Annotated in this window: 15 protein-coding genes; 11 read left to right on the top strand and 4 right to left on the bottom strand. The window is 72.0% G+C overall.

All coding sequences use genetic code 11. The features are described 5' to 3' along the window. A complete protein-coding gene (locus AB0N02_RS18395; protein ID WP_363947601.1) occupies positions 1-1,305 on the top strand; it encodes a polysaccharide pyruvyl transferase family protein in 1,305 nt (434 codons plus the stop codon). Further along, positions 1,302-3,128, top strand: coding sequence for a radical SAM protein (locus tag AB0N02_RS18390; protein ID WP_363947598.1), 1,827 nt, complete (start codon positions 1,302-1,304; stop codon positions 3,126-3,128). Before AB0N02_RS18395 ends, AB0N02_RS18390 begins: the two co-directional genes overlap by 4 nt. Here AB0N02_RS18390 and AB0N02_RS18385 read toward each other — a convergent pair. The 3 genes from AB0N02_RS18385 to AB0N02_RS18375 are packed head-to-tail and all read right to left on the bottom strand — an operon-like array spanning position 3,039 to position 7,647. After that, positions 3,039-5,843: a tetratricopeptide repeat protein gene (locus AB0N02_RS18385; RefSeq protein WP_363947595.1), complete on the bottom strand. Its 2,805-nt coding sequence runs from the start codon at positions 5,841-5,843 to the stop codon at positions 3,039-3,041. The genes AB0N02_RS18390 and AB0N02_RS18385 overlap by 90 nt on opposite strands. A gap of 2 nt (positions 5,844-5,845) precedes the next feature. Beyond that, a complete protein-coding gene (locus tag AB0N02_RS18380) occupies positions 5,846-6,691 on the bottom strand; it encodes an ABC transporter permease (RefSeq protein ID WP_363947593.1) in 846 nt (281 codons plus the stop codon). Then, positions 6,688-7,647, bottom strand: a complete 960-nt coding sequence (locus AB0N02_RS18375) for an ABC transporter ATP-binding protein (RefSeq protein WP_363947591.1) — start codon at positions 7,645-7,647, stop codon at positions 6,688-6,690. The genes AB0N02_RS18380 and AB0N02_RS18375 overlap by 4 nt, the downstream gene beginning before the upstream one ends. Positions 7,648-7,831: 184 nt before the next feature. Here AB0N02_RS18375 and AB0N02_RS18370 point away from each other — a divergent pair, with 184 nt between their 5' ends. The 7 genes from AB0N02_RS18370 (at position 7,832) to AB0N02_RS18340 (ending at position 16,329) form a co-directional block, all read left to right on the top strand. Then, positions 7,832-8,503 carry an iron-containing redox enzyme family protein gene (locus AB0N02_RS18370; protein ID WP_363947589.1) on the top strand — a complete coding sequence of 224 codons (672 nt, stop codon included), beginning with the start codon at positions 7,832-7,834 and terminating at the stop codon, positions 8,501-8,503. Beyond that, positions 8,503-9,552, top strand: coding sequence for a radical SAM protein (locus tag AB0N02_RS18365; RefSeq protein ID WP_363948009.1), 1,050 nt, complete (start codon positions 8,503-8,505; stop codon positions 9,550-9,552). Before AB0N02_RS18370 ends, AB0N02_RS18365 begins: the two co-directional genes overlap by 1 nt. After that, positions 9,542-9,730 carry an aroma-sacti cluster domain-containing protein gene (locus AB0N02_RS18360; protein WP_363947587.1) on the top strand — a complete coding sequence of 63 codons (189 nt, stop codon included), beginning with the start codon at positions 9,542-9,544 and terminating at the stop codon, positions 9,728-9,730. The genes AB0N02_RS18365 and AB0N02_RS18360 overlap by 11 nt, the downstream gene beginning before the upstream one ends. A gap of 15 nt (positions 9,731-9,745) precedes the next feature. Beyond that, positions 9,746-12,760 carry an adenylate/guanylate cyclase domain-containing protein gene (locus tag AB0N02_RS18355; protein WP_363947585.1) on the top strand — a complete coding sequence of 1,005 codons (3,015 nt, stop codon included), beginning with the start codon at positions 9,746-9,748 and terminating at the stop codon, positions 12,758-12,760. Further along, a complete protein-coding gene (locus AB0N02_RS18350; protein ID WP_363947583.1) occupies positions 12,757-13,569 on the top strand; it encodes a S8 family serine peptidase in 813 nt (270 codons plus the stop codon). The genes AB0N02_RS18355 and AB0N02_RS18350 overlap by 4 nt, the downstream gene beginning before the upstream one ends. Continuing rightward, positions 13,569-14,222, top strand: a complete 654-nt coding sequence (locus AB0N02_RS18345; RefSeq protein ID WP_363947581.1) for a GAF domain-containing protein — start codon at positions 13,569-13,571, stop codon at positions 14,220-14,222. Before AB0N02_RS18350 ends, AB0N02_RS18345 begins: the two co-directional genes overlap by 1 nt. A gap of 124 nt (positions 14,223-14,346) precedes the next feature. Continuing rightward, positions 14,347-16,329: a BTAD domain-containing putative transcriptional regulator gene (locus AB0N02_RS18340; RefSeq protein ID WP_363947578.1), complete on the top strand. Its 1,983-nt coding sequence runs from the start codon at positions 14,347-14,349 to the stop codon at positions 16,327-16,329. Between the two features lie 200 nt (positions 16,330-16,529). On the opposite strand, the gene AB0N02_RS18335 is transcribed toward AB0N02_RS18340, so the two are convergent. Next, the gene (locus tag AB0N02_RS18335; protein ID WP_363947575.1) at positions 16,530-18,917 is read right to left on the bottom strand and encodes a M4 family metallopeptidase; all 2,388 of its coding nucleotides are present in this window, start codon (positions 18,915-18,917) and stop codon (positions 16,530-16,532) included. A gap of 360 nt (positions 18,918-19,277) precedes the next feature. Here AB0N02_RS18335 and AB0N02_RS18330 point away from each other — a divergent pair, with 360 nt between their 5' ends. Together AB0N02_RS18330 and AB0N02_RS18325 are read left to right on the top strand one after the other, a co-directional pair. Then, positions 19,278-20,060, top strand: coding sequence for an IclR family transcriptional regulator (locus AB0N02_RS18330; RefSeq protein WP_363947572.1), 783 nt, complete (start codon positions 19,278-19,280; stop codon positions 20,058-20,060). A gap of 394 nt (positions 20,061-20,454) precedes the next feature. Beyond that, entirely contained in the window at positions 20,455-21,744 is a 1,290-nt protein-coding gene (locus AB0N02_RS18325) for a monooxygenase (protein ID WP_363947570.1), read from the top strand. Positions 21,745-21,846 lie beyond the last annotated feature (102 nt).

Here is a 21,846-nt window from a genome sequence, read left to right as displayed (position 1 = left end):
GTGTCTCAGCGGATCGCGATCTGGGCGGGGAGCAGCCTGCCGAACGTGGGCGACCGGCTGCTCGCCGCGGTGACCGAGGCCGAGCTGTCGCGCCGCCTGCCGGGCGCGTCGTTCACGCACTTCTGCCCATGGAGTACGGCGGGCACGGAGGCGGCCGGCGCGGAGAGCGCGGCGGCCGGCCCCGTGCCGCTCTGGGTCGACCGCGCCGGGCGCTGGCCCGGGGCGGGCTCGTTCGACGCGGTCGTGATGGCGGGCGGCCTGTGGAGCGGCCCGCCGTTCCGGCACTCGATCATGCAGGTGTTCTGCCTCGGCCCCGCCCCCTGGGCGTTCGACCCGGACGTGTGGGTCGCCTGGCACGGGGTCGGGCTGCAGGACGGCACCCCGGCCGCGGGGCTGGACCACTGGCGCGGTTATCTGGGATCGGTCAGGGAGCGGCTCGACCACCTGACGGTGCGCAGCGCCGGGGCCGCCCGCCGGATGGACGAGGCGACCGGGGGCACCGGGGACGCCGGGGGCACGGCGACGCCCGTCGTCCCCGATCCGTCCTTCGCGCTCCCGCCGCTGCCCGCGGAGCGGCCGCGCCGCCGCAGGCCGCTGATCGGGGTCGCCGTCGGCGCTCCCGGGCCGACCGCCCAGCTGGTCACCCACCTGGTCGGCCGCGACCTCGCCGGACGGTGCCCGCACGATCCCGCGCTGTGCGTGCCGCCCGAGCAGGTGCTCGCCGAGGCCTCCGATCCCGCCGAGGGCGCCAACAGGATCGGGTTCGTCACCGAGCTGGGCCTGACGCTCATCGAGCTGGCGGCCTTCGCCGACCTCGAGTTCATCACGGTGCCCAACATCTACGGCGACGAGGAGGCGGGGGCCAGGTTCGCCCGTTCCGTGCCGAGCGCCCGGAACCGGACCCTCGGCTCGACCGGCTCCGACGAGCTCACCGAGGCGCTGGCCCGCTGCGACCTGGTGCTGGTCTCCCGCTACCACAGCGCGATCCTCGCGCTGCGCAGCGGTACACCGTTCGTGGCGGTCGACCCGTTCTGGAGCCGCCGCAACGGCACCAGCAAGCTGCACGAGCTCGCCGTCGAGCTCGGCATGGCGCACCGGCACTGGGCCTACCGGGGCGCGGACACGACCGAGGACCTGATGCGGATCGTGGAACGGGCCCTCGACGAGGAGCCGGTCGAGGAGCAGGTCTACCGGGACATGCATCTGCGGGCGACGGCAGCCTTCGACCGGCTCGCCGAGGAGCTGAGCGCGGCCGGCCCGGCGCGCGCGAACCGGGCCACGGTGACCCTGGGGAGGTCCATATGACGATGAAGGCCGTCCTCGTCTACTCCAACGACGATGGATTCTCCCTGGGGGTCGAGCTGATCAGGGCGGTGGTGGACGAGCGGGTCTCCCCCTCCGAGGTCGAGCACCGCGTCTGGCTCCACGAGGACGTCGGCAGCCTCACCGAGGACTATCTCGGGCACTACAACGCCTTCATGGCCCGGCTCTTCGACTACCGGCCGGACGTGATCGCCTTCTCCGCGTTCGTGTGGAACCACGATGAGTTCGTGCGGATGGGGCGGATGGTCAGGCGGCACCTGCCGCACTGCCGCATCGTGTGGGGCGGCGCGCAGACCAACTCCCGGCGGATGGCCGCCCACCTGCTGCGCGAGTATCCCTGGATGGACCTGGTGCTCCGCGGCGAGGCCGAGGACACCTACGCCGAGCTGCTGGAGCACCTGGCCAGGGACGCCGACCTCGGCGCCGTCAAGGGCCTGACCCGGCGGGTCGACGGGGAGCCGGTGCACAACGACGACCCGCCGGATGTGAACCTGGCCACGCTCCCGCTGGTCTTCACCGAGGAGAGGCTGCCCATCGAGCCGATCCTGCGGCGCAGGCAGGGCGCGGTGCTGGCCTACGAGACGGGCCGCGGCTGCCGTCAGAAGTGCCGCTTCTGCCTGTACAGCGCGCCCAAGCTCCGCGCGTTCCCCATGGACCGGATCGAGCGGGAGCTGGCCTACCTGCTGGACGCCCGCATCCCCTACCTGCGGGTGTGCGACGCGCATCTGGGCATCTCCCGGCACCGGGCGATGGAGATCTTCGAGATCATCGCCGAGCACAACCGGGGAACGGTGGTGGACGTCTATCCGGACGTCAAGCACGTCGACCTCGACTACGTGCGCGCGATGAACCGCGCCGGGTGCCGGGTGATCACCCTGGGCATCCAGTCGTCGGACTCGGACACGCTCCAGCTGGCCGCGCGCCGCTTCGACCTCGGACGGTTCGCGCAGGCCGCCTCGCTCATCCGCCGCCACCACAACCACGCCCTGGCCGCCGACATCATCATCGGCATGCCGGGCGACAACCTGGAGAAAGTCCGCCAGAGCGTGCGCTTCGCCTACGCGAGCGGCGTGGAGAAGGTGCACTTCGCACCGTTGATGGCCTTCCCCGGAACCGACTTCTTCGAGTACGCCGAGGAGTACGGGATCGAGTTCTACGACTTCCAGCCGCCGCTCGTCGTACGCTCACGGGGATTCGACACCGACGACTACCAGCGGGCGATGGTGTTCGCCGGACGCATCGAGGCGCTGCAGGAGGCGGCGCCGACGCTGCTGCGCTGTCTCATCGCCCTCCCGGACTGCGACGTCGCGGCCTGGGCCGAACGCCTCGACCTCGGCGCGGGGACCGATCCCGCGCCGGTGATCGAGGCGGGTTTTCCTCCCGAGGCGGGTCGCCTGCTGCTCGACGGGCTCGCCTGGGACAGGGCCGTCGTGGCCCAGCTGAACGCGACCGTCCAGGACCCACCGAACCTGGCGGACGACGTGCTCGTCGAGCACGTCACCCCGGAGGCGATCCACTGGTTCGACCACCCGATCCACCTCCTGCTGCGCGACTTCACGCTGGGCTACGACGCGCTCACCCCTGACCGTCACGGTTACCTGTTCCCCGGGGGCGGTGCCGTGAGCTACCGGCTGGACGGGCTGATCGCGGCCGCCTTCGAGGCGGCGGCCCCCGGGATCACCGTGGCCGAGTGGCGGGACAAGACGCGGGCCGGCTCAGCCACCGAGCCGGCCCGTCAGGAATGCGATGCCGCCTTCAGGATCCTGTACTCCTCCGGTGTCGTCGCGCTGCGCGGAGAGAGGTGACTCATGACTGCGCAGGGACCTGGCCCGCGAGTCGAACTCGCGGGCCAGGTCCTTACGCGAGGACAGGCTGAGCTTGGCGAACACGCTGGACAGGTGGGCCTGCACGGTACGCGGGGAGACGAAGAGCTTGGCGCCGATCTCCCGGTTGGTCAGCCCGTCGGAGGCGAGCAACGCCACCTGGCGCTCGGCCCTGGTCAGCGCGGCCCAGCCGACGCCCTGGCCGCGCGGTCCCCTGCCCCGGCCCGCGTAGACGACGGCCTGGTCCACCTCCAGTCCCGCTCCCTCGGCCCACGCGGCGGAGAAACCCGCCGCGCCGAGCGCGGCACGCGCCTCGGACAGGTCGGCCTCGTACTGCGGCGCCGCGGCGGGCGGCCGGGACAGGCCCAGCAGGTCGCGCAGCGCCTGGGCGGCGCCGAACAGCCGTGCCGCGTGCTCGTGACGGCGATGCCCGGCCGCGAGCCCGGCGACCGCTTCGAGGGAGTCGGCGATCTGGGCGCGCAGCCCCATGTCCGCGCTCGCCTTGAGCGCCGAGTGGTGCGCCTCCGCGGCGCGGGCCGGATCGCCGCGCCGGGTGACCCTGCCCAGCGTGAACAGGCAGCGCAGGGTGAGCGGCCTGTCCCCGCTCTCGCGTGCGCGTGCCACCGCCTCCTCGGCGAAGGCGAGGGCGGCGCGGGCACCGCCGGAGCCGAGGATCGCGCCGCCGAGTCCGGCGAGCCCCATCGCCGTCAGCCGGGGGGCGGTGCGCTCCCCCAGCCCGACGACCTCGGCGAAGACCTCCCTGGCCGCCTCGTGGTCCCCGATGTCGAGCAGTGCCCTGCCCAGGGTGTCGAGACAGTCGCCCAGCAGCAGCGGCGACCCCACGGCGCGGGCGACCTCGACCGCCTCGGCGAGCCGCTGCCTGGCCTGGCCGTACCGGCCGCGGCAGGCGGCCACCTCCCCCAGGCCCCTGAACGCCGTGGCCCTTCCCCACACGTCGCCCATCCGCTGCGAGACGGCCAGGCCCTGGCTCAGCGCGCTCTCCGCCTCGTCGTAGGCGCCCTGGTGGACGGCCACCCGCGCCATCGTCAGCAGGCCCATCTCCAGGCTCAGCTCGGAGCCGTGCCTGCGGCCGATCGCCACGCACTGTTCCAGGGCCGCACGGGCTCCCGCGAGGTCCCCGGCCGCGACGCGCGCCTGGCCGAGCAGTGTGAGGGGGACGCCGATCCACGCGTGGCCGATCGCCCTCGGGCCGCGGGCCGCGAGTTCGGTGAGGTCGCGGCGGGCCGAGGCGGGCTCGCTCATCGTCTTCAGGCTCGCCAGCACGGCCAGGGCCCGTGTCCGCCCGGCCTCGTCGCGCAGTTCCCCGAACATCTCCAGGGCCCGCTCGCAGGCGGCCGCCGCGTCGGCGAACTCGCCCAGCGCGCAGGACAGGACGGCCGCGCTCAGCGTCGCCCCGGCCAGCGCCTGCCCCGGGGCCACGCCGCCAGCGGCGGCCGTGAGCGAGGTGAGCCAGCCGCGCCCCTCGCGCAGCCGTCCCCGCACGATCCAGTACGTCTCGAGCGCACCGGCCAGGCGTGCCCCGATCGTGGGCGGGCCGCCTCCCGAGGTGCACCAGCGCAGCACCGCGCGCATGTTGGCGTAACCGGCCTCGACCCGCTCGAAGTGCTGCGCCGCGGTACCCGTGGTGACGGCCCGCGCCGCGCACTCGGCCAGCGCCGTGTAGTGCTCGGCGTGGCGCAGCCGTACCGCCGCGGCGTCGTCCTCCGTGCCGTCCGCGGGGGTGCCGTTCGCGGGGGTTCCGTCGGCGCGCTGCCCGCAGCGGACGTAACCCCGGACGATCCGCAGCAGCCGGTATCGGGTGACGGCGCCGGTGGTCTCGCACTCGACGAGCGACCTGATCACCAGCCGCGACAGCAGGTCGAGAACGGCGTCCGGCGGGATCGCGCCGCCCGCGCAGACCTCCTCGACGTCGTCGATGACGAACCCGTCCTCGAACACGGCGAGCCTGCGCAGCAGCAGCCGCTCGTCGTCCGGCAGCTGCTCGTGACTCCAGGCGATGGCCGCCTCCAGTGACCTGTGCCTGGCGGGGGCCGTCCGGCTGCCGCCGGACAGCAGCCGGAACGGGTCGGCGAGCCGCTCGGCTATCTGCCAGGGCGACAGCATGACCGCGCGGGCCGCGGCCAGCTCGACGGCCAGCGGGAGACCGTCGAGACGGCGGCAGATCTCCTCGATCGCGGCCCCGGTCTCCGGGGTCTCCGGGGTCGCCGGCCGGCCGCGCGCGGCGGCGCGCTCGGTGAACAGGCGGGCGGCCTGCGGCAGCGCCAGGGGCGCGAGGCGGCAGGTCACCTCGCCGGGAACGCCGATGGGCTCCCTGCTGGTGGCGAGCACGCCGAGCGCGGGGTGGGTGCCGAGCAGTTCGGGCACGACCAGGGCGCACTCCTCGGCGAAGCGTTCGCACGTGTCGAGGACGAGCAGCGCCGGGCCCGTGCCGGGGGCGACGTGCCGCAGGCCCTCGCCGCCCGCGGCCAGGTCGCGCAGCCACATCCCGCCCGGGTAGGCCGCGGCCCACGCGCGGGCGTAGGCGTGCGCGAGGCGGGTCTTGCCGACCCCCGGCGCGCCGGTCAGCGTGACGAGCCTGCCGGAGCCGAGGAGGTCGCGCAGTCCCGCGAGTTCGGTGTCGCGTCCGACGAGGTCGCCGGTCCAGCCGGTCCAGTTCCCGGGCGATCCGTCGCCCATGCCTAACCCACCAGGCGGCGCAGGAAGGACCACATCGCGAGCGCGCCCACCGCCAGCGTCGCCCCGCCCAGTACGGCGAGCACCACCACCTCGGACATGTGAGGCACCGCCGGGCTCAGCGCACCCCGGAGTCCCTCGCTCACGTAGACGAGCGGGTTGGCCAGGACGGCCGTCTGCAGCCAGGGCAGCGGCGCGAGCGCGGCCCACGGGTAGTAGACGCAGCCGAGCATCATGAGCGGGACGATGAAGATCGCGAACATGGTGCTGAGCTGGTGGGGCGGCAGCACGGTCCCGACGAACAGGCCGAGGGCCGCGGTCAGCAGGGCCGACAGCACGAGCACGGCGACCAGCAGCGGCCAGCGTTCGAAGCCGATCTCCGGGGCCTCGCCGGGACCGTGCACGAACAGCACGGCGAGGAAGACGACCAGGGCGGCGACCAGCGACTGGATCGCACCGGAGACGATCTTCTCGACGCCGACGATCCAGACGGGGACGGGGGCGAGCACCCTGTCGTCGATCTCCCTGGTGTAGGACAGCTCCATCACCAGCGGGGTCGTCACGGCGAAGATGCCCTGCATCACCATGCCCGAGGCGACCAGGCCGGGGACCAGGATCGTGCTGAACGTCTGCGCCCGCGCTCCGGCGTCGAACGACTGGCCCCCGCCGAACCCGATCTTCGGCAGCACGACGGCGAAGACGAAGATGAACAGGACCGGCTGGAGCACGGTGCGGGCCATGAAGGAGAACAGCTCCCGCCGCATCACCCGCATGTCCCGGGCCAGCATCGCGGTGAAGGTGTGCGTGTACCCGCGGAACGCGCCGGGTGCCGCGATGGTCGGTGCCGTCATTCTCGGTACTCCCGCCCGGTCAGGTTGAGGAAAACGGTTTCGAGGCTGGGACGGACGATCCGGACGTCGGCCAGTGCGAGCCCGGCGTCCTGCCCCACCCGCACCAGCGCGGCGAGCACCCCGTCGGGCGTCAGGGTGAAGACGCGCAGGTTCTCCCCCGACGCCTCCGCGTTCGTGACGCCGGCCAGCTCCTTGACCTGCGCGATGATCTTTTCGGCGTCGGCGTCGGTCTCGTAGGTGAGGGTCAGCACCGTCTCCAGGTCGGTGGAGGCCTTCAGCGCGTCGAGCGTGTCGCAGGCCAGGAGCGTGCCGTGGTCGACGATCGCGATCCTGTCGCAGAGCGACTCGGCCTCCTCCATGTAATGGGTCGACAGCACGATCGTCTGCCCGTCGGCGCGCATCCGCCGCAGGATGTCCCAGAGGTTCACCCGGGTCTGCGGGTCCAGGCCCGAGGTGGGCTCGTCGAGGAAGAGGATGTCCGGGCGGCGCATCAGCGCCCGGGCGAGCATCACGCGCTGCGCCTGGCCGCCCGACATCTCGTTGATCTTCGCTCCGGCGCGGGACTCCATGCTGAACAGCTCCAGCAGTTCGAGGGCCCTCCGCCGGGCGGCCTTGGCGGTCAGCCCCGCGTAGCGCCCGCTGAACTCCAGGTTCTCCAGCGCGGTCAGCTGCCGGTCCAGGTTGTTGTACTGCGGTACGACGCCTATCGAGCGTCTGACCGCTATGGGATCGCCGACCACGTCCGCCCCCGCGACCGCGGCGGTCCCCGAGGTCGGGGCGATCCTGGTGGTGAGCATTCCCATGGTCGTCGTCTTGCCCGCGCCGTTCGGCCCGAGGAGGCCGAACAGCTCGCCCCTCCCGACCCGCAGCGTGAGCCCGGCGACCGCTTCGGTCACCCCGGACGACGTCACGTAAGTCTTGCGTAGTTCGCTGGTATCCACCGCGACATCCGTCATGTTCCGGACCCCTTTCGGCGCGTGGGGCTCATTGTGTGAGCGCCCGGTTAAGCCGCGCTTTGATCACGGTTGGAATCCGGTTAGAGACGGCGTCCGATAGGTGACACCAACTGCTTACATACCGGGATTCAACCGATATCCAACCGGTCACCCGGACACTTTCGTTGAGACGACAAGGAGCCAGATGACACCCCCCAGCACCGTCCTGCGGGCGAAGATCGGCCTGGCAGGCCACGCTCTGCGGAACGCGGGCGGTCTGCTGTGGCGTGCCCCCGATCCGCGCCCGCGCTACCGCGATTACCTGTGCGCGGTCCACATGGTCGTCAGGGCGTCGGTGCCGTTGCTGCGGACCGCCTCCGCCAGGTGCGCGGAGCTGGGCGAGTTCCGGCTGGCCGGTTACCTGGACCGGCACGCCGAGGAGGAGGCGGGCCACGACGACTGGCTGCGGGAGGATCTGGCGCTGATCGACCCGGCCGCCGAGCGGTTGCTCGGCCGTACGCCGCCCCCGTCGGTGGCCGAGCTCGTCGGGGCGCAGTACTACTGGATCCTGCACCACCATCCCGTCGCCCTGCTCGGATACATCGCGGTACTGGAAGGCGACGCCCCCTCTCCGGGGCTGCTGGAGCACATCGAGCGGAACACCGGCTATCCCAGGGCGGCGTTCCGCACGCTGTGGCGGCACGCCGAGCTGGATCCCGGGCACCGCGAGGACCTGGACCGGGTGTTCGACGGGCTACGGCCGACGAGGGAGCAGCAGGCCGCGGCCGGGGTCAGCGCCCTGCACACCGTGCGCGCCGCCGCCGGGCTCTTCCGCGAGCTGGCCGGGCATCCGGTCGAGGCGGCGCCGTGCACCTGATGGACATCCTGGCGCTGCGCCCCGTGCCCGCCGCCGCGGTGCTCATGGCGATCACCCGGCGCTGCCCGCTGCGCTGCCGCCACTGCTCGACCGACTCCCTGCCGACCGGCCCGGAGCATCCCGGGGAGGTCTTCCTGCGCTTCGCCGGGACCTTCACCCCGCACGACCGGCCCGACCTGGTCATGCTCACCGGGGGCGAGCCGCTGCTGCGGCCCAGACTGGTCCGCGCCCTGGCCGAGACGGCCGCCCGGAACGGCAGCCGCACCATGATCCTTTCCGGCATGTTCTTCGCGCCGAGGATCCCGCCCGCCATCGAGGAGGCGATCGAGGCGGCCGACCACTTCTCCGCGAGCCTGGACGCCTTCCACGAGGAGGAGGTGCCCAGGGAGAACGTCTTCGCGGTCATGCGGACGCTGCTGGCGCGGGGCAAGGACCTCAGCTTCCACATCACGGGCACCGGCCCCGACGACCCCTACCTGCGCGACGTCACCGCGGCGGTCAGGCGGGAGTTCGGCGACCGGGTGCCGATGCTGGTGAGCCGGGTGCAGCCCGTCGGGCGCGCCCTCGCCATGACGCCCGCCACACCCACCGCCGCGCCCCCGGGCGCGGAGACGCGGGCGCTGCCGTGCGCGATGGCCGCCTGGCCGGTCGTCGGTTTCGACGGCACGATCACCGCGTGCTGCAACCAGGACGTCATCGACCATCGCCCGATCCCCGCCCACCTGCGCCTGGGACACGCCGGCCACGACGGCTGGGACGTGATCCGCGAGCGCTGCCTGGGCTCCGGCGCGCTGCGCGCCATCAGAACGTACGGCCCGCTGCGGCTGGCCGGCGCCACGGGCAGGGGGGCGGGCAAGGGGTACTGCGAAACCTGCCGCGAGCTGGACGCCCCCTCTCTCCCCCCGTCCCCCGTCTCCGTCTTCCTGGAGCGGCAGGTCCGCGACATGCAGCTGGCCGGGGGCGGCACCGGATTCGCCAGACGGTACGGCTGCCCGCCGTACAGCGAGCTCGTATCACTCGGCCACCCCAGGAGGAACGATGGCCTTTGACCCTCTTCACGAGCTGACCACGGCGGGGATCGACCTGACCTTCGTCGGCGCCGAGCAGCGGGAGATCATCGGCTCGCTGAGCGAGGAGGAGGTCACCCTCCTCATCTCCATACAGCGGCAACTCCAGGAGAACGATCCGGAGGTCGAGGCCCACATAGTCGGCGGTCTGCTGTTCTGATCGGGGAACACCTTCATGCGATGCCCCTCCTGCCTGGCCGCGTCACCGGGACGCCCCAGGTTCTGCCCGTCGTGCGGTACCCGGCTGGCCGCCGAGGCGCCCGCGGAGGCGCGCAAGATCGTCACGGTGGTCTTCTGCGACCTGGCCGAGTCGACCGCGCTGAGCGAGCGCCTGGACCCCGAGTCGCTGCGCGCCGTCCTGATCCGCTACTTCGCGCTGATGCGCGACCAGCTGGCCTGGCACGGCGGAACCGTGGAGAAGTTCATCGGCGACGCCGTCATGGCCGTCTTCGGTGTGCCCGAGCTCCACGAGGACGACGCGCTGCGCGCCGCGCGCGCGGCGGTGGACATGCGCTCGGCGCTCGACGGCCTGAACGACGACCTCGAGCGGACCCTCGGCATCCGCCTCAAGGTCCGCATCGGGGTCAACACCGGCGAGGTCGTCGCGTCGGGGCACGCCTACGGCGACCAGGCCCTGGTGGCGGGCGAGGTGGTGAACACCGCCGCCAGGCTGCAGCAGTTCGCGGGGCCGGGAGAGATCCTGCTCGGCCCGGAGACCTGGCGGCTGGTCGGCCCCTCCGCGCTGGGCATGGAGGTCGGGCCGCTTGAGCTGCGGGGCAAGCGGCTCCCCGTCACCGCGTGGCGGCTGGTCTCGATGCGCTCCGACGACCCCGCGGTCGCCCGGCGCTTCGACGTCCCGTTCGTCGACAGGCTGGAGCCACTGCGCGACCTCGACCTCGCCCTGGACGAGGTCGTCCGGCTGCGCCGCTGCCGGATCGTCACCCTGCACGGGGAGGCCGGGATCGGCAAGACCCGGCTGGCCCGGCTGTGGGCCGGGCGGGCGAGCGAGCGCGGCGTCCTCGTCGGCTCGGGACGCTGCAGGCCGTACGGCGCGGGCGGCACCCTGCTCGGGGTCGCCGACGCGATACGGGAGCTGGTGACGGTCGGCACGCCGGATCCGGAGGTGCTGGCGGTGCTCCGCGCCGGGCTGCTGCGGGACGGCACGCCGAACCCCTCGCTCCAGGAGACCTCCTGGGCGCTGCGCGGCCTGCTGCGCGAGCTGGGGCGGTCGGCGGGTGTGCTGGTCGTGCTCGACGACGTGCACTGGGCGGGCCGCGCCGTCTTCGAACTGCTCGACGACCTGGCGGAGGAACTGCGCGACTCGCCGGTGATGGTGCTGTGCGTGACCCGGCCGGAGCTCTTCGACCGGCTGCCCGACTGGCTGCCCGGCTCCCGGCTCGCCCTTCCCCGGCTGGGTCCCGCCGATTCCAGGCTCCTCATCTCCGAGTTGGTCGAGGTGATGCCGCACGACACCGCGCTCGTCGAGCGGATCGCCGAGCGGGCCGAGGGCAACCCCCTGTACCTGGAGCAGCTGGTGGCCATGCTGCGTGACGGCGGGGAGCCGCACAGCCTGCCGCTGACCGTGCACTCCCTCATCGCGGCCCGGGTCGACGGTCTCGGCCCGGGCGCCAGGTCGGTGCTGGAGTGCGCCGCGGTGGTCGGCAGGGACTTCACCGTGGACCAGCTCTGCGCCATCTGCGAGTACGGCGAGCTGGGCACGCTGCTGGAGGAACTCGGGCGCAAATGCTTCGTCGAGCGCCGCGCCGAGGCGACGTTCCGCTTCTCCGGCGCCCTCATCCAGGAGGTGGTGTACGGGAGCATGGCCAAGCGGCGGCGTGCCGAGCTCCACGAGCGGTTCGCCGACTGGCTGGCCGCGACCGGCGGCGGCGACGAGACCGTCGGGACGCACCTGGAGCAGGCCTACCGGCACCGCGCCGATCTGGGACCTCCCGACGAGCACACCGTACGGCTCCGCGACGGGGCGGTCGCCCGCATCGTGGGCGCCGGCACCGTGGCGCTGCGCAGGAGCGACCTGTCCCGGGCGGAGAACCTGCTCAGCCGGGGCGCGGACCTGCTCGCTCCCGGCTCCCCCGGGTGGCTGGAGGTGAGCGAGCGCGTCGCCGAGGCGCAGATCACCCTGGGCGAGGTCGAGCGGGGACGACGGCTGCTGACCGAGGTGCTGGAGCGGGCCAGGGACGGCGCGGACCGGCTGGTCGCCGCGCACGCCTCGCTCTATCTCACCCACTTCGACCCCTCCCGGTCGTTCGAGGTCGCACGGCGGGCCGTCCCGGTCTTCGAGGAGGCGGGAGACGATCTGGGGCTGGCCAGGGCCTGGACGATGGTGGCCCAGGAGGCGCAGGGACGCGGCAGGTTCGCCGAGACCGGGAGGATGCTGCGGCGGGCGCTGGGATACGCCGTCCGCTCGGACGCCGAGCTGGAGCGGGCCGCCATCCTGGGCAACCTCGCCGTCTCTCTCTGGCTGGGCCCGGAACCGGCCCCGGCCGCCATCTCCGAGTGCCGGACGCTGATGACGGCGCACGGCAGGGACCGGGGGACGGTACGCGCCGTCGTCGGCTGCCCGCTGGCCGAACTGCTGGCCATGCGGGGCAGGTTCGACGAGGCCAGGGCGATCCTGAAGGCGGCGGAACAGGTCTTCGCCGACCTGCGCCACGCCTACGCGGGCGCGTTCACGCCCATCTTCTCCGCCTCGGTCGAATCGCTCGCGGGCCGCTGGGACGCGGCGGAGGAACTGCTGCGCCGGGCCCACGCCAGGGCAGGCGAGCTGGGCGACGGCCAGCTGCTGGTGACCGCCTCACGCGACCTGGCACGGACGCTGCTGCACCGGGGGGACGTCGCCGGGGCCTCCCGGCTGGCGGACGCGGCACTGGAGGGGGCGGAGATCGCCCCCATGAACACCGCCGAGCTCCACGCCATCCAGGCGCGGGTGCTGGCCCTTCGAGGAGCGGAGGAAACCTCACGTGAGCTCATGGACCAGGCGCTGCGCGAGGCGGGTGAGACCGACTCCCCCATCTGCCTCGCCACGGTGCTGCTCGGCAACGCCCAGGGGCTCATCGCCCTGGGCGCGCACGACGAGGGCAGGTCGGCCGCGCGCGACGCCGCGGCGGAGTTCGCCGCCAAGGGGCATCTCATCGGCCGGAGCCGGGCCATGACCCTGGCGGGCCGCCGATGACCGCCCAGCAGCCGCTCACCTGGCGGCTCGGCCGGGAGGACGACATCGCCGTCTCCGCCACGGGCCACTCCGGCGTCACCGCGGAGTGGGCGTGGCGGGGGGCGACCGGGCGCGGTGTCCGTGTCTGCGTCGTGGACAGCGGGGTCGAGGCCGACCATCCGATGGTCGGCCGGATCGACGGGTCCTACGCCGTGACGGCGGACGCGGACGGCAGGAGCGTCGTCGTGGAGAGCGAGCCCGGCGACAGCTGCGGGCACGGGACCGCCTGCGCGGGCATCATCCGCTCGATCGCCCCCGAGTGCGAGCTGCACAGCGTCCAGGTTCTGGGGGCGGGGTTCTCCGGGACGGGCGACGCGTTCGTCACCGGTCTCCGGTGGGCGATCGAGCAGGGGTTCGACGTGGTGAACCTGAGCCTGTCGACCCGCAGGAAGCATCTGGCCGAGCCGCTGCGCGAGCTCGGCGACCTCGCCTACTTCCGGGGAACCGTGCTGGTGGCCTCGGCCCACAACCTGCCGGTCGAGAGCTTCCCGTGGCGGTTCTCCTCGGTGATCTCCGTCGGCAGCCACGCCGAGGAGGACCCCGGCCTGATCCTCTACAACCCCAGGCCCCCCGTCGAGTTCTTCGCCCACGGTTCCGACGTGGAGGTGGCCTGGCCCGGCGGCGGCCGTACCCGGTGCACGGGGAACAGTTTCGCCACACCGCACGTGGCGGGGTACTGCGCGCTGATCCTGAGCAAACATCCGGGGCTGACTCCCTTCCAGGTGAAGAACGTCCTGTATCTGACGTCAGGCAACGTGAAAGAAGAGTGATGAACGCCAACAGTGAGATCGTCGCGGCCGTCTCGACCGCGGTCGTGGGGGCCGACCACGACCACCGTGTTCTCCTGCAGTCGATCGTCGACACCGCACGCGTGATCTTCGGGGCGAGCGCCAGCTCCATCTTCCTGGTGAACGAGGAGCACGGGGATCTCGTCTTCGAGGCGGTCTCCGGGGAGGGGGAGTCCTTCCTGGTGGGGCGGCGGTTCCCGGCGACCCGGGGAATCGCCGGGTGGGTGCTGAACGCCAGGGACGCGCTCATCGTGGACGACCTGTCGACGAGCACCGTGTTCGCCCGCGACATCGCCGAGTCGACCGCGTACGTCCCGAGGGCGCTGATGGCCGTGCCGCTCATCCACGAGGACGAGGCGCTGGGGGTGCTGGAGGTGCTGGACCCCGAGCCGTGGGCGCGAAGCGCCATCGACGAACTGACGGTGCTGACCCTCTTCGCCTCGCAGGCCTCGGTCGCGCTGCGGATCGTGCAGCGCAACCGTCACGCGCGGCGGGTCCTCGACGACGCCGGCGCCGAGTTCGGCGACCTGGTCTCCATCGTCTCCGCCCTGGCCGACGGCGATAACGGACGACGTCAAGCGGGATTACGGCTCATCCGTTCCCTGCACGAGCTTCTAGTAGACAATAAGAGCTGACCATTTCAGGCAGACATCACCCATTTACTACGAGATATGGTTCGATATCATGACAATTCAATGATTTACCGGTGGCCCTGGTTGGTCTTCCGCAGCCGTCTGAGTAACCGATGGAGAATCCCCCGTGGGCGTAACCGCGTTGCCCGAGGAGGTAGAGGCGGAAGAGACCACTTTCGCCATGCTCGGCCCGCTTGAGGCCTACCGTAACGGTGACCTCGTCCCACTGGGACCGTTCAAACAACGCGTGCTGTTGTCCCTGTTGCTCTGTCACGCCAACAGGATCGTCCCGGTCGACCAGCTGAGCACGGCGGCGTGGAGCGAGGAACCGCCCCGCACCGCGCTCAAGAACGTGCAGGTCTACGTCTCCGCGCTGCGCAAGAACGTGCTCGGGGCCGCGCACCGCCACCGGCTCACCTACCGGCCTCCCGGCTACCAGCTGCAGCTCGGCCCCCACCAGCTGGACATCCTGTGCTACGAGACCCTGGCCCGCAGGGGACGGCAGTACCTCCGCGACCGTGAGATCGCCAAGGCCGTCGGCCCCCTCCACGACGCACTGAAGCTCTGGCGGGGCGACCCGCTGCCCGACATGGCACACGTGCCGCTCATCAGCGACGAGCTCTCCAGGCTGCACAGCGAGCGCATGTCCGTCTACGAGGACTGGGCGGAGGCCAAGCTGGCCCTCGGCCAGCACACCGACCTCATCGGGTCGCTCGAGGAGAACGTCCGGCGGCACCCGCTGCGCGAACGGCTGCGCAGCGCGCAGATGATCGCGCTGTTCCGCTGCGGCCGTCAGGCGGAGGCCCTCGCCGAGTACGAGAACATGCGCCAGACGCTCGCCCGGGAGCTCGGCCTGCAGCCCAGCCCGGTCCTCGAACGGCTCTACCGGGCGATCCTGGCCGGCGACCCGTCCCTGGACGGGCCCTTCGGCAGCGGGGTGCCGCTGGTCCAGCCGGCCAGGAGCAGGGTGTCGCTGGTCCAGGCTCCGGGATCCGGCGCCCTGCTGGGCGGGCCGTCCCTGGGCGGCGCCTATCCGGCTCCGCAGAGCGGCCACGACGTGATCGCCCACCTCAGCCAGCTCCCCCGCGACCTGGCGGACTTCACCGGCAGGAAGGAGGCGGCCCAGGACGTCCTGGACATGTTCCGGAGCGGCCGGAACGGTCCGCCGGTGGCGATCTCGGGGCCCGCCGGAACGGGGAAGACGGCGTTCGCCGTACACGTCGCCCACCTGCTCCGCGAGCGCTTCAGGGACGGGCAGCTGTTCGTACGGCTGCGCACGCCCGCCGGCCGGGAGCGTTCCGTACCCGACGTCCTGGGCGAGATGCTCCGCACCTGCGGTTTCGACGGCGACCCACCGCGCAGGGCCGGTGAGCGCGTCGCCCTCTACCGGGCCTGGCTGGCCGAGCGCCGCATCCTGCTCATCTTCGACGAGGCGTCGACGGAGGCGCAGATCCGGCCGCTGCTGCCCGGCGCCGGGGACAACGGCGTCCTGATCACGAGCAGGCGGCGGCTGAGCGCGCTGGAGTCGGCACACCACGTGGACCTGGAGGGTTTCACCCCCGACGAGGGGGTGGAGCTGCTCAGGCGCATCGCCGGCACCGAGCGCGTCGACGCCGACCCGAAGGCGGCCCGGCGCATGGTCGACGCGTGCGGCAACCTGCCGCTCGCCGTCCGCATCGCGGGGGCGCGGCTGGCGGCCCAGCGGCACACCGGGCTGTCCGCGTTCGCCGACCGGCTCGCCGACGAGCAGTCGCTGCTGGACGAGCTGTCCGTCGGCGACCTGTCCCTGCGCGTGTGCGCGGCCACCTACCGGCGCGAGCTCGGCCCCGGGCTGTGGGCGACGCTGCGGCGCCTGGGCGTGCTGCCCGGCGGCGAGTTCACCGCCGACGACCTGGCGGCGCTGCTCGACGTGGACGCGCGGTTCGCCGGCTGCGTCGCCGACAAGCTCGTCGAGGCCCACGTCGTCACCGCCGAACCCTGGCCCTCGCAGACCTACCTGATCGCCGACTGGCTGCGCCTGTACGCGCGCGAGCGGCTCCTGGTCGAGGAGCCCGCGGCGGAGATCACCGCCGCCAGGAACAGGCTCATGCGAGGCAGATCCCTCATCTAAGAAAACCCCATATGAAAAAAGCGGAAATCTTCCCTTTCCGAAAAACAAGTCCGGCGGTCCCGTCTTCTGACGGGACCGCCGGACTTGTTTACGAGGTGTTTCAGCCGGGTGACGCGAAAAAGGTACGGCGGGCGGCCATGCCCGCCCGCCGTACCTGGTCGTTGGGGTTCAGAGAACCCGGTCAGACCTTTTGTTCGTTGTTAGAGCCGCTGCCAGAGCGCCGGGACGTTCGGCGGCTCCCAGCCGGGCAGGGAGGTGTGGCCCTGGAGGCAGCGGTAGTTGACGCCGTTGTAGGAGACGGTGTCACCGGCGCTGTACTGCTTCCACTCCTGCCAGGTGGTGGTGCCCTGGCCGCCGCTCACGGTCAGCGTGAAGCTGGTGCCGTGGGTGGCGGAGGTGCCCGCACCGGTGAGGGTGATGGTGTAGGTACCGGCGGGGGTGCTGGAGGAGGTGGCGATGGACACCGTGGACGACTGACCGGCGGTGACGCTGGCCGGGCTGAAGCTCACGGTGGCGCCCGCCGGGGCGCCGGAGGCGCTCAGCGAGACGCTCTGCGCGTTACCGGAGGTGACCGCGGTGGCCAGGGTCGCGTTGGTCGACCCACCCGGGGCGACCGTGGCGGAGGACGGGTTCACCGAGACGGAGAAGTCGTCCTGGCCCTGCCCGCCGCCGGTGACGGTCAGCTTGTAGGCGGTGGAGCGGCTGCCGGAGGCGGCCGAGCCGTTGATGTTGATGGTGTAGGTGCCCGACGGCGTGTTCGCCGTGGTGTTGATGGTCACCGTGGACGACTGGCCGGTGTTGATGCTGGCCGGGCTGAAGCTCACGGTGGCGCCGGAGGGGGCGCCGGTGGCGGTCAGCGAGACGCTCTGCGCGTTACCGCTGACGAGCGAGGCGTTGACGGTCGCCGTGACGGACGAGCCCGCCTGGACGGTGCCCGCGGTCGGGTTCACCGCGATCGAGTAGTCGTTCGGGTTCGAGATGGTGCAGGTGGCCTCGTTGGAACCGGCCGGGACGTTCACCGCGGTCCAGGCGGCCTTGACCGCGTTGAACTCGGTGCAGCTGTTGGGGAACTGCTGCTTGGCGGCGGTCAGCGTCTGGGAGCGGGCCTGGGCGTGGGTCCGGTTGCCCGCACCGCGCAGCTGCAGCGAGGCCAGGTAGATCTGGCCGGCCTTCTGGATGCCGATGCCGGTCAGGCTCGACGGGCCGGAGCAGACCGGGCTGGTCGGCTTGCCGCCACCGGGGTTGGTGCCCTCGGCGACCAGGTAGAACCAGTGGTTCTGCGGGCCGGCCGCGGCGTGCACCTCGGTGTTGGGGATCGAGGAGCTGTAGCAGTTCGGGTCGCCGCTGTGCTGCGAGGGGTTGTACATGTACCGGATCGGGCCCTGCCCGACCAGGTTGACCTCCTCGCCGACCTGGTAGTCCGGCGGGTCGTTCGGGTTGTTGGCGTAGTGCTCGAGCAGCGCGCCGAAGATGTCACCGGTGGACTCGTTGAGACCGCCGTCCTCGTTGCTGCTGCCACCGCCGCCGGAACCGGCGAACTGGTAGATGGCGTGGCCGTACTCGTGGCCCACGACGTCCATCGGGGTGGCCTGCTGGTTGTTGGCCTGGTTGTGCCCGAAGTTGGTGTACGAGCCGTTCCAGAACGCGTTGACGTCGTTCAGGCCGACCCGCGCCGGGTAACCGGTACCACGGCCGTTGAAGCCGTTGTAGTTGAACCAGTCCTTGAGCATGTCCCATTCCTTCTGTGCCGCGTAGTACGCGTCGACACAGGCGGTCTCAAGGTTGGTTCCCTGGCCGTTGCCCCAGGAGTCGGTGCTCTTGGTGTAGGCCGAGCCGTTCTGGCCACCACACGCCAGGCCGCTGCGGGTGCCGTCCCGCATCGTGTAGCCGGAGCTGGTGGTGATGGTGACGTTGCCGTTGTAGAAGCCCTGGCCGGTGCCCATCCGGACCGCGTCCCAGTTGCTCAGGATCGAGCCGTTCAGCGCGTCGACGTAGACGTGCTGGACGCTCGGGGCGGTCTTGGAGCTGCCGCTGACGACGACTTCCCAGGCCAGACGGGGCGCGCCCGACTCGGCCAGGGCGTGCACGACCAGCTTGGGCGTGCTGACGCTGTCGACCTTGGCCACCAGGGTGCGAGCCTTGCTCGCGGCCTTGCTCGCCGACACCGAGGGCTTGGTGTCCAGGCTCAGCTCGGCCTTCTGCGTGGTCTCCAGGCTCGCGACCTTCAGGCCCGCGCCGTCGGTGGCGACGATGACGTCACCGCCGTAGACCGGTACACCACGGTAGGTGCGGTTGTAGGTGAGGTACTGCGCACCACCGACCGCGGTCGCCTTGTCCAGGGCGAAGACGTCGTCCTCGCTCTTGGCGATGTTGCCGTCCTGAGCGGCGATGGCCTTGTCGGCGAGCGCGACGGCACGCTTCTGGCCCTCGGGGCTCGGACGGGTGAAGCCGAGTGCGTCCGCGGTTATAGTGCGGCCCCCGGTCTTCGCCGGTGCCGCTGTGGCGCTCGTGGCGCTCACGATCGACGTAGTGGTCATGGCTGCGACCGCCAGCATGGCAACCGCGCCCAGTTTGACCTTGGGATTCACGCGGGGTGACTCCTCTCGGTGTCCCTTGGGGGGTTAGAGGGATGCAAGGAGCCCTGACTGTTGGGCTGGACCAAAGCTGACACCGAGGCGGCGTGGGGAGTACCCCACGAAATTCCATAACTTCGCCATATAGCGGGCTGTGGGTGCGGAAACGTGACCTAGGCCACCCAACGGATGCGGAGAACCACCCGGCGAGTACGTCGACGCGAACCCCCCGGACGTTACGCGGCACAGTTTGCCATCAAGTCGATAGGAAATATCAACCGCATCCCATGATGCGGGACCCGGCCCCGCGGAAAGAAGGCCGATCATTTGGAAGTATTCCTACCTGAAAACACGAGATTCCTATAAAGTGGGAAAATGGACAACGACCGCACACCGGCCGGCGCGCAGGCCGTACAGCGGGCCATGAACGTGCTGGCCTCCTTCCAGGACGGAGGCCCCACGCTGAGCGCCTCCGACCTCTCCCGCAGGACCGGGCTGTCCACCTCGACCGCGCACCGGCTGGCCCGCGCCCTGGTCTCCGGCGGCTTCCTGGAGCAGGACGCCCGGACGGCGCGATACCGTCTCGGGCCGTCGATGACGGAGCTGGGCCGGCTCTCCTTCCACCAGCGGGGCCTGCACCGGGTGGCGCCCGAGCTCGGCCAGCTCGCCCGTGTCACCTCCGCGACCGTGGACCTGGCGATCCGCAACGGCCGGCACGCGGTGATCCTGATCGGCGGCTCGGTCGACCCCGAGAGCGGGACCGGGCTGCGCAGGCCGCTGCACTCGACCGCGCTCGGAAAGGTCCTGCTCGCCTGGGCCCCTCCCGGCGAGGAGGACCCCGCCGCGCTCGCGCCCCTGCGCCCGCAGACCGAGCGCACCATCGTCGATCTCGACGACCTGCGGGCCGAGACGGAACGGGTCCGCAGGACGGGCTACGCCCTCAACGACGGCGAGTCCTTCCACGGGGTCAGGACCCTCGCGGTGCCGGTCCTGGACCGGGCGGAGCGGGTCCGCTACGCGCTGGCCGTACGGTCCACACCGGCGGTCATCACCGACGCGCGGATCGGCTGGTTCGCCATGCACGCCCGGGCCTGCGCCAGGGCGCTCGAGGTGCTGCTGCTGTCGCCCGAGGAGCGCGGGCTCGCCGCCTTCGGCTGACCGCCCCCCTCCCCCTATCCCTCCCCCTGCCCCTCCCCGCGTCCCTTCGCCCGCGACGAAGCGGTGCGGCCCCGGACCGGGCTCGTCGGCGCGCCACGCGCCGAGGGTCACGAGGCGTCTCCCTGAGGCTCTCCCCCTCCGGAACCGCAGGCCCCCGCGCGTTCCCCTGATACCGCGGTCCGCCGGGCGGTCCGCAGGGTGGAGAGTCCGGCGGGCTCGGCTGCGACTCCCGGTGTAGATCGTTCTCGGCCGCTCGGATGAGCATGTTCGCCCCTGCGACCGATGAAGATCCACAGCGGAGCGAAGACCCTTGAACGGGGCGACTCCGCGGAGTCCCCTCCCCCGGCGCACACCGGAGCCGGCGGGACGGACGCTCGAACATCAAGGGGCAGTGATGCAACACGCGGTCAGGGCGGCGCGACGTCTGGGCGGGGCGGCCATCGCACTCGCCGCCGCCCTTCTCGTCACCTCGTGCGCCGCCGGGGATCGCCCGGCCGCCTCGCACCACGAGGGCACGAGCACGCTCTCGCCGGGCCCGGGTTCGAACGCGAGCCAGAGCCCGAGCGCGACGACCGCCGGAACGCAGGGGGGCCACGGGAACCACGGCCTCCACGGGGAGGTGGCCTCGCCGCCGCCCCCGGCTCCGCTGCGCGCCTCGGAACGATTCGTGAGCCTGACGCTGCCCCAGCCGTACGCGCCGGCCGCTCCCGAGGGGGCGACCGACGAGTATCGCTGCTTCCTGGTCGATCCGGGGCTGACCGAGCCCGCCTTCCTGACCGGCAGCCAGTTCCTGCCCCAGAACACCGACCTCGTCCACCACGCGATCCTCTTCCGGATCGGCCCGGAGGAGGTGAAGGCGGCCCGGGAGCTCGACGAACGCACGCCGAGCGAAGGATGGACCTGCTTCGGCGACGCGGGCATCGAGGGCGGCGCCTGGGTCGGCCACTGGGCCCCGGGCGCCAACGAGACGCTGCTCACCCAGAAGGTCGGCTACCCGATGCCCGCGGGCAGCCGGCTGATCATGCAGGTGCACTACAACCTGCTCGCCACCGGCGGTAAGCCGGGCGGTACCGACCGGTCGGGCATCCGGCTGCGCCTGGCCGACGGCGGAACCCACCTCACGCCGCTGCAGACCGGAGAGCTGGCCGCGCCCGTCGAGCTGCCCTGCACGGCCGAGGAGTCCGGGCCGCTGTGCGACCGCGCGGCCGCGATCGACGACGTCGCCAAGCGGTTCGGCGAGCAGGCCAGGCAGAGCGTGACCGAACTCGGCCAGTACTGCGGCGCGTCCAGGCCGCCGTCCGCCGGCCCCACCCAGCACTGCGACCAGCGGACCGGGCAGGGCGGCACGATATACGCCACCGCAGGGCACATGCACCTGCTCGGACGCTCGATCAAAATCGAACTCAACCCCGGCAAGCCGGGCGCCAAGACTCTGCTCGACATCCCGTCCTACAACTTCGACGATCAGGCCATCCGCCCGCTCGCCAAGCCCGTCGCCGTCAAGGCGGGCGACACCTTCCGGGTGACCTGCACGCACGACGCGGGCCTGCGCAGGCTGCTGCCCGCGCTGCGCGACCTGCCGCCGCGGTACGTCGTCTGGGGCGAGGGCACCAGCGACGAGATGTGCCTGGGCCTGCTCGTCTGGTCGCCCGGCACGGGCCCGGCCGCCGTCTGGAACGACTAGCGGACGGAACCAGCAGCGCCGGAGTGGCGGTGACGTTCTTGACGGTCGACACGCCCGGCGCCGGGATCTCCGTGCTGCCGTGGATGATGCCCGGCTGGACGT

This window comes from Streptosporangium sp. NPDC051022 (assembly GCF_040683035.1).
Classification (GTDB): Bacteria; Actinomycetota; Actinomycetes; order Streptosporangiales; family Streptosporangiaceae; genus Streptosporangium.
The sequence above is the reverse complement of the archived record's forward strand: the minus strand, read 5'-3'. Positions and strand labels throughout refer to the sequence as shown.

Bases quoted from the DNA above. Each gene is read 5' to 3' on its own strand.
- AB0N02_RS18390 (WP_363947598.1), top strand. From the start codon at position 1,302: ATGACGATGAAGGCCGTCCTCGTCTACTCCAACGACGATGGATTCTCC.
- AB0N02_RS18385 (WP_363947595.1), bottom strand. From the start codon at position 5,843: ATGGGCGACGGATCGCCCGGGAACTGGACCGGCTGGACCGGCGACCTC.
- AB0N02_RS18380 (WP_363947593.1), bottom strand. From the start codon at position 6,691: ATGACGGCACCGACCATCGCGGCACCCGGCGCGTTCCGCGGGTACACG.
- AB0N02_RS18375 (WP_363947591.1), bottom strand. From the start codon at position 7,647: ATGACGGATGTCGCGGTGGATACCAGCGAACTACGCAAGACTTACGTG.
- AB0N02_RS18370 (WP_363947589.1), top strand. From the start codon at position 7,832: ATGACACCCCCCAGCACCGTCCTGCGGGCGAAGATCGGCCTGGCAGGC.
- AB0N02_RS18365 (WP_363948009.1), top strand. From the start codon at position 8,503: ATGGACATCCTGGCGCTGCGCCCCGTGCCCGCCGCCGCGGTGCTCATG.
- AB0N02_RS18360 (WP_363947587.1), top strand. From the start codon at position 9,542: ATGGCCTTTGACCCTCTTCACGAGCTGACCACGGCGGGGATCGACCTG.
- AB0N02_RS18355 (WP_363947585.1), top strand. From the start codon at position 9,746: ATGCGATGCCCCTCCTGCCTGGCCGCGTCACCGGGACGCCCCAGGTTC.
- AB0N02_RS18350 (WP_363947583.1), top strand. From the start codon at position 12,757: ATGACCGCCCAGCAGCCGCTCACCTGGCGGCTCGGCCGGGAGGACGAC.
- AB0N02_RS18345 (WP_363947581.1), top strand. From the start codon at position 13,569: ATGAACGCCAACAGTGAGATCGTCGCGGCCGTCTCGACCGCGGTCGTG.
- AB0N02_RS18330 (WP_363947572.1), top strand. From the start codon at position 19,278: ATGGACAACGACCGCACACCGGCCGGCGCGCAGGCCGTACAGCGGGCC.
- AB0N02_RS18325 (WP_363947570.1), top strand. From the start codon at position 20,455: ATGCAACACGCGGTCAGGGCGGCGCGACGTCTGGGCGGGGCGGCCATC.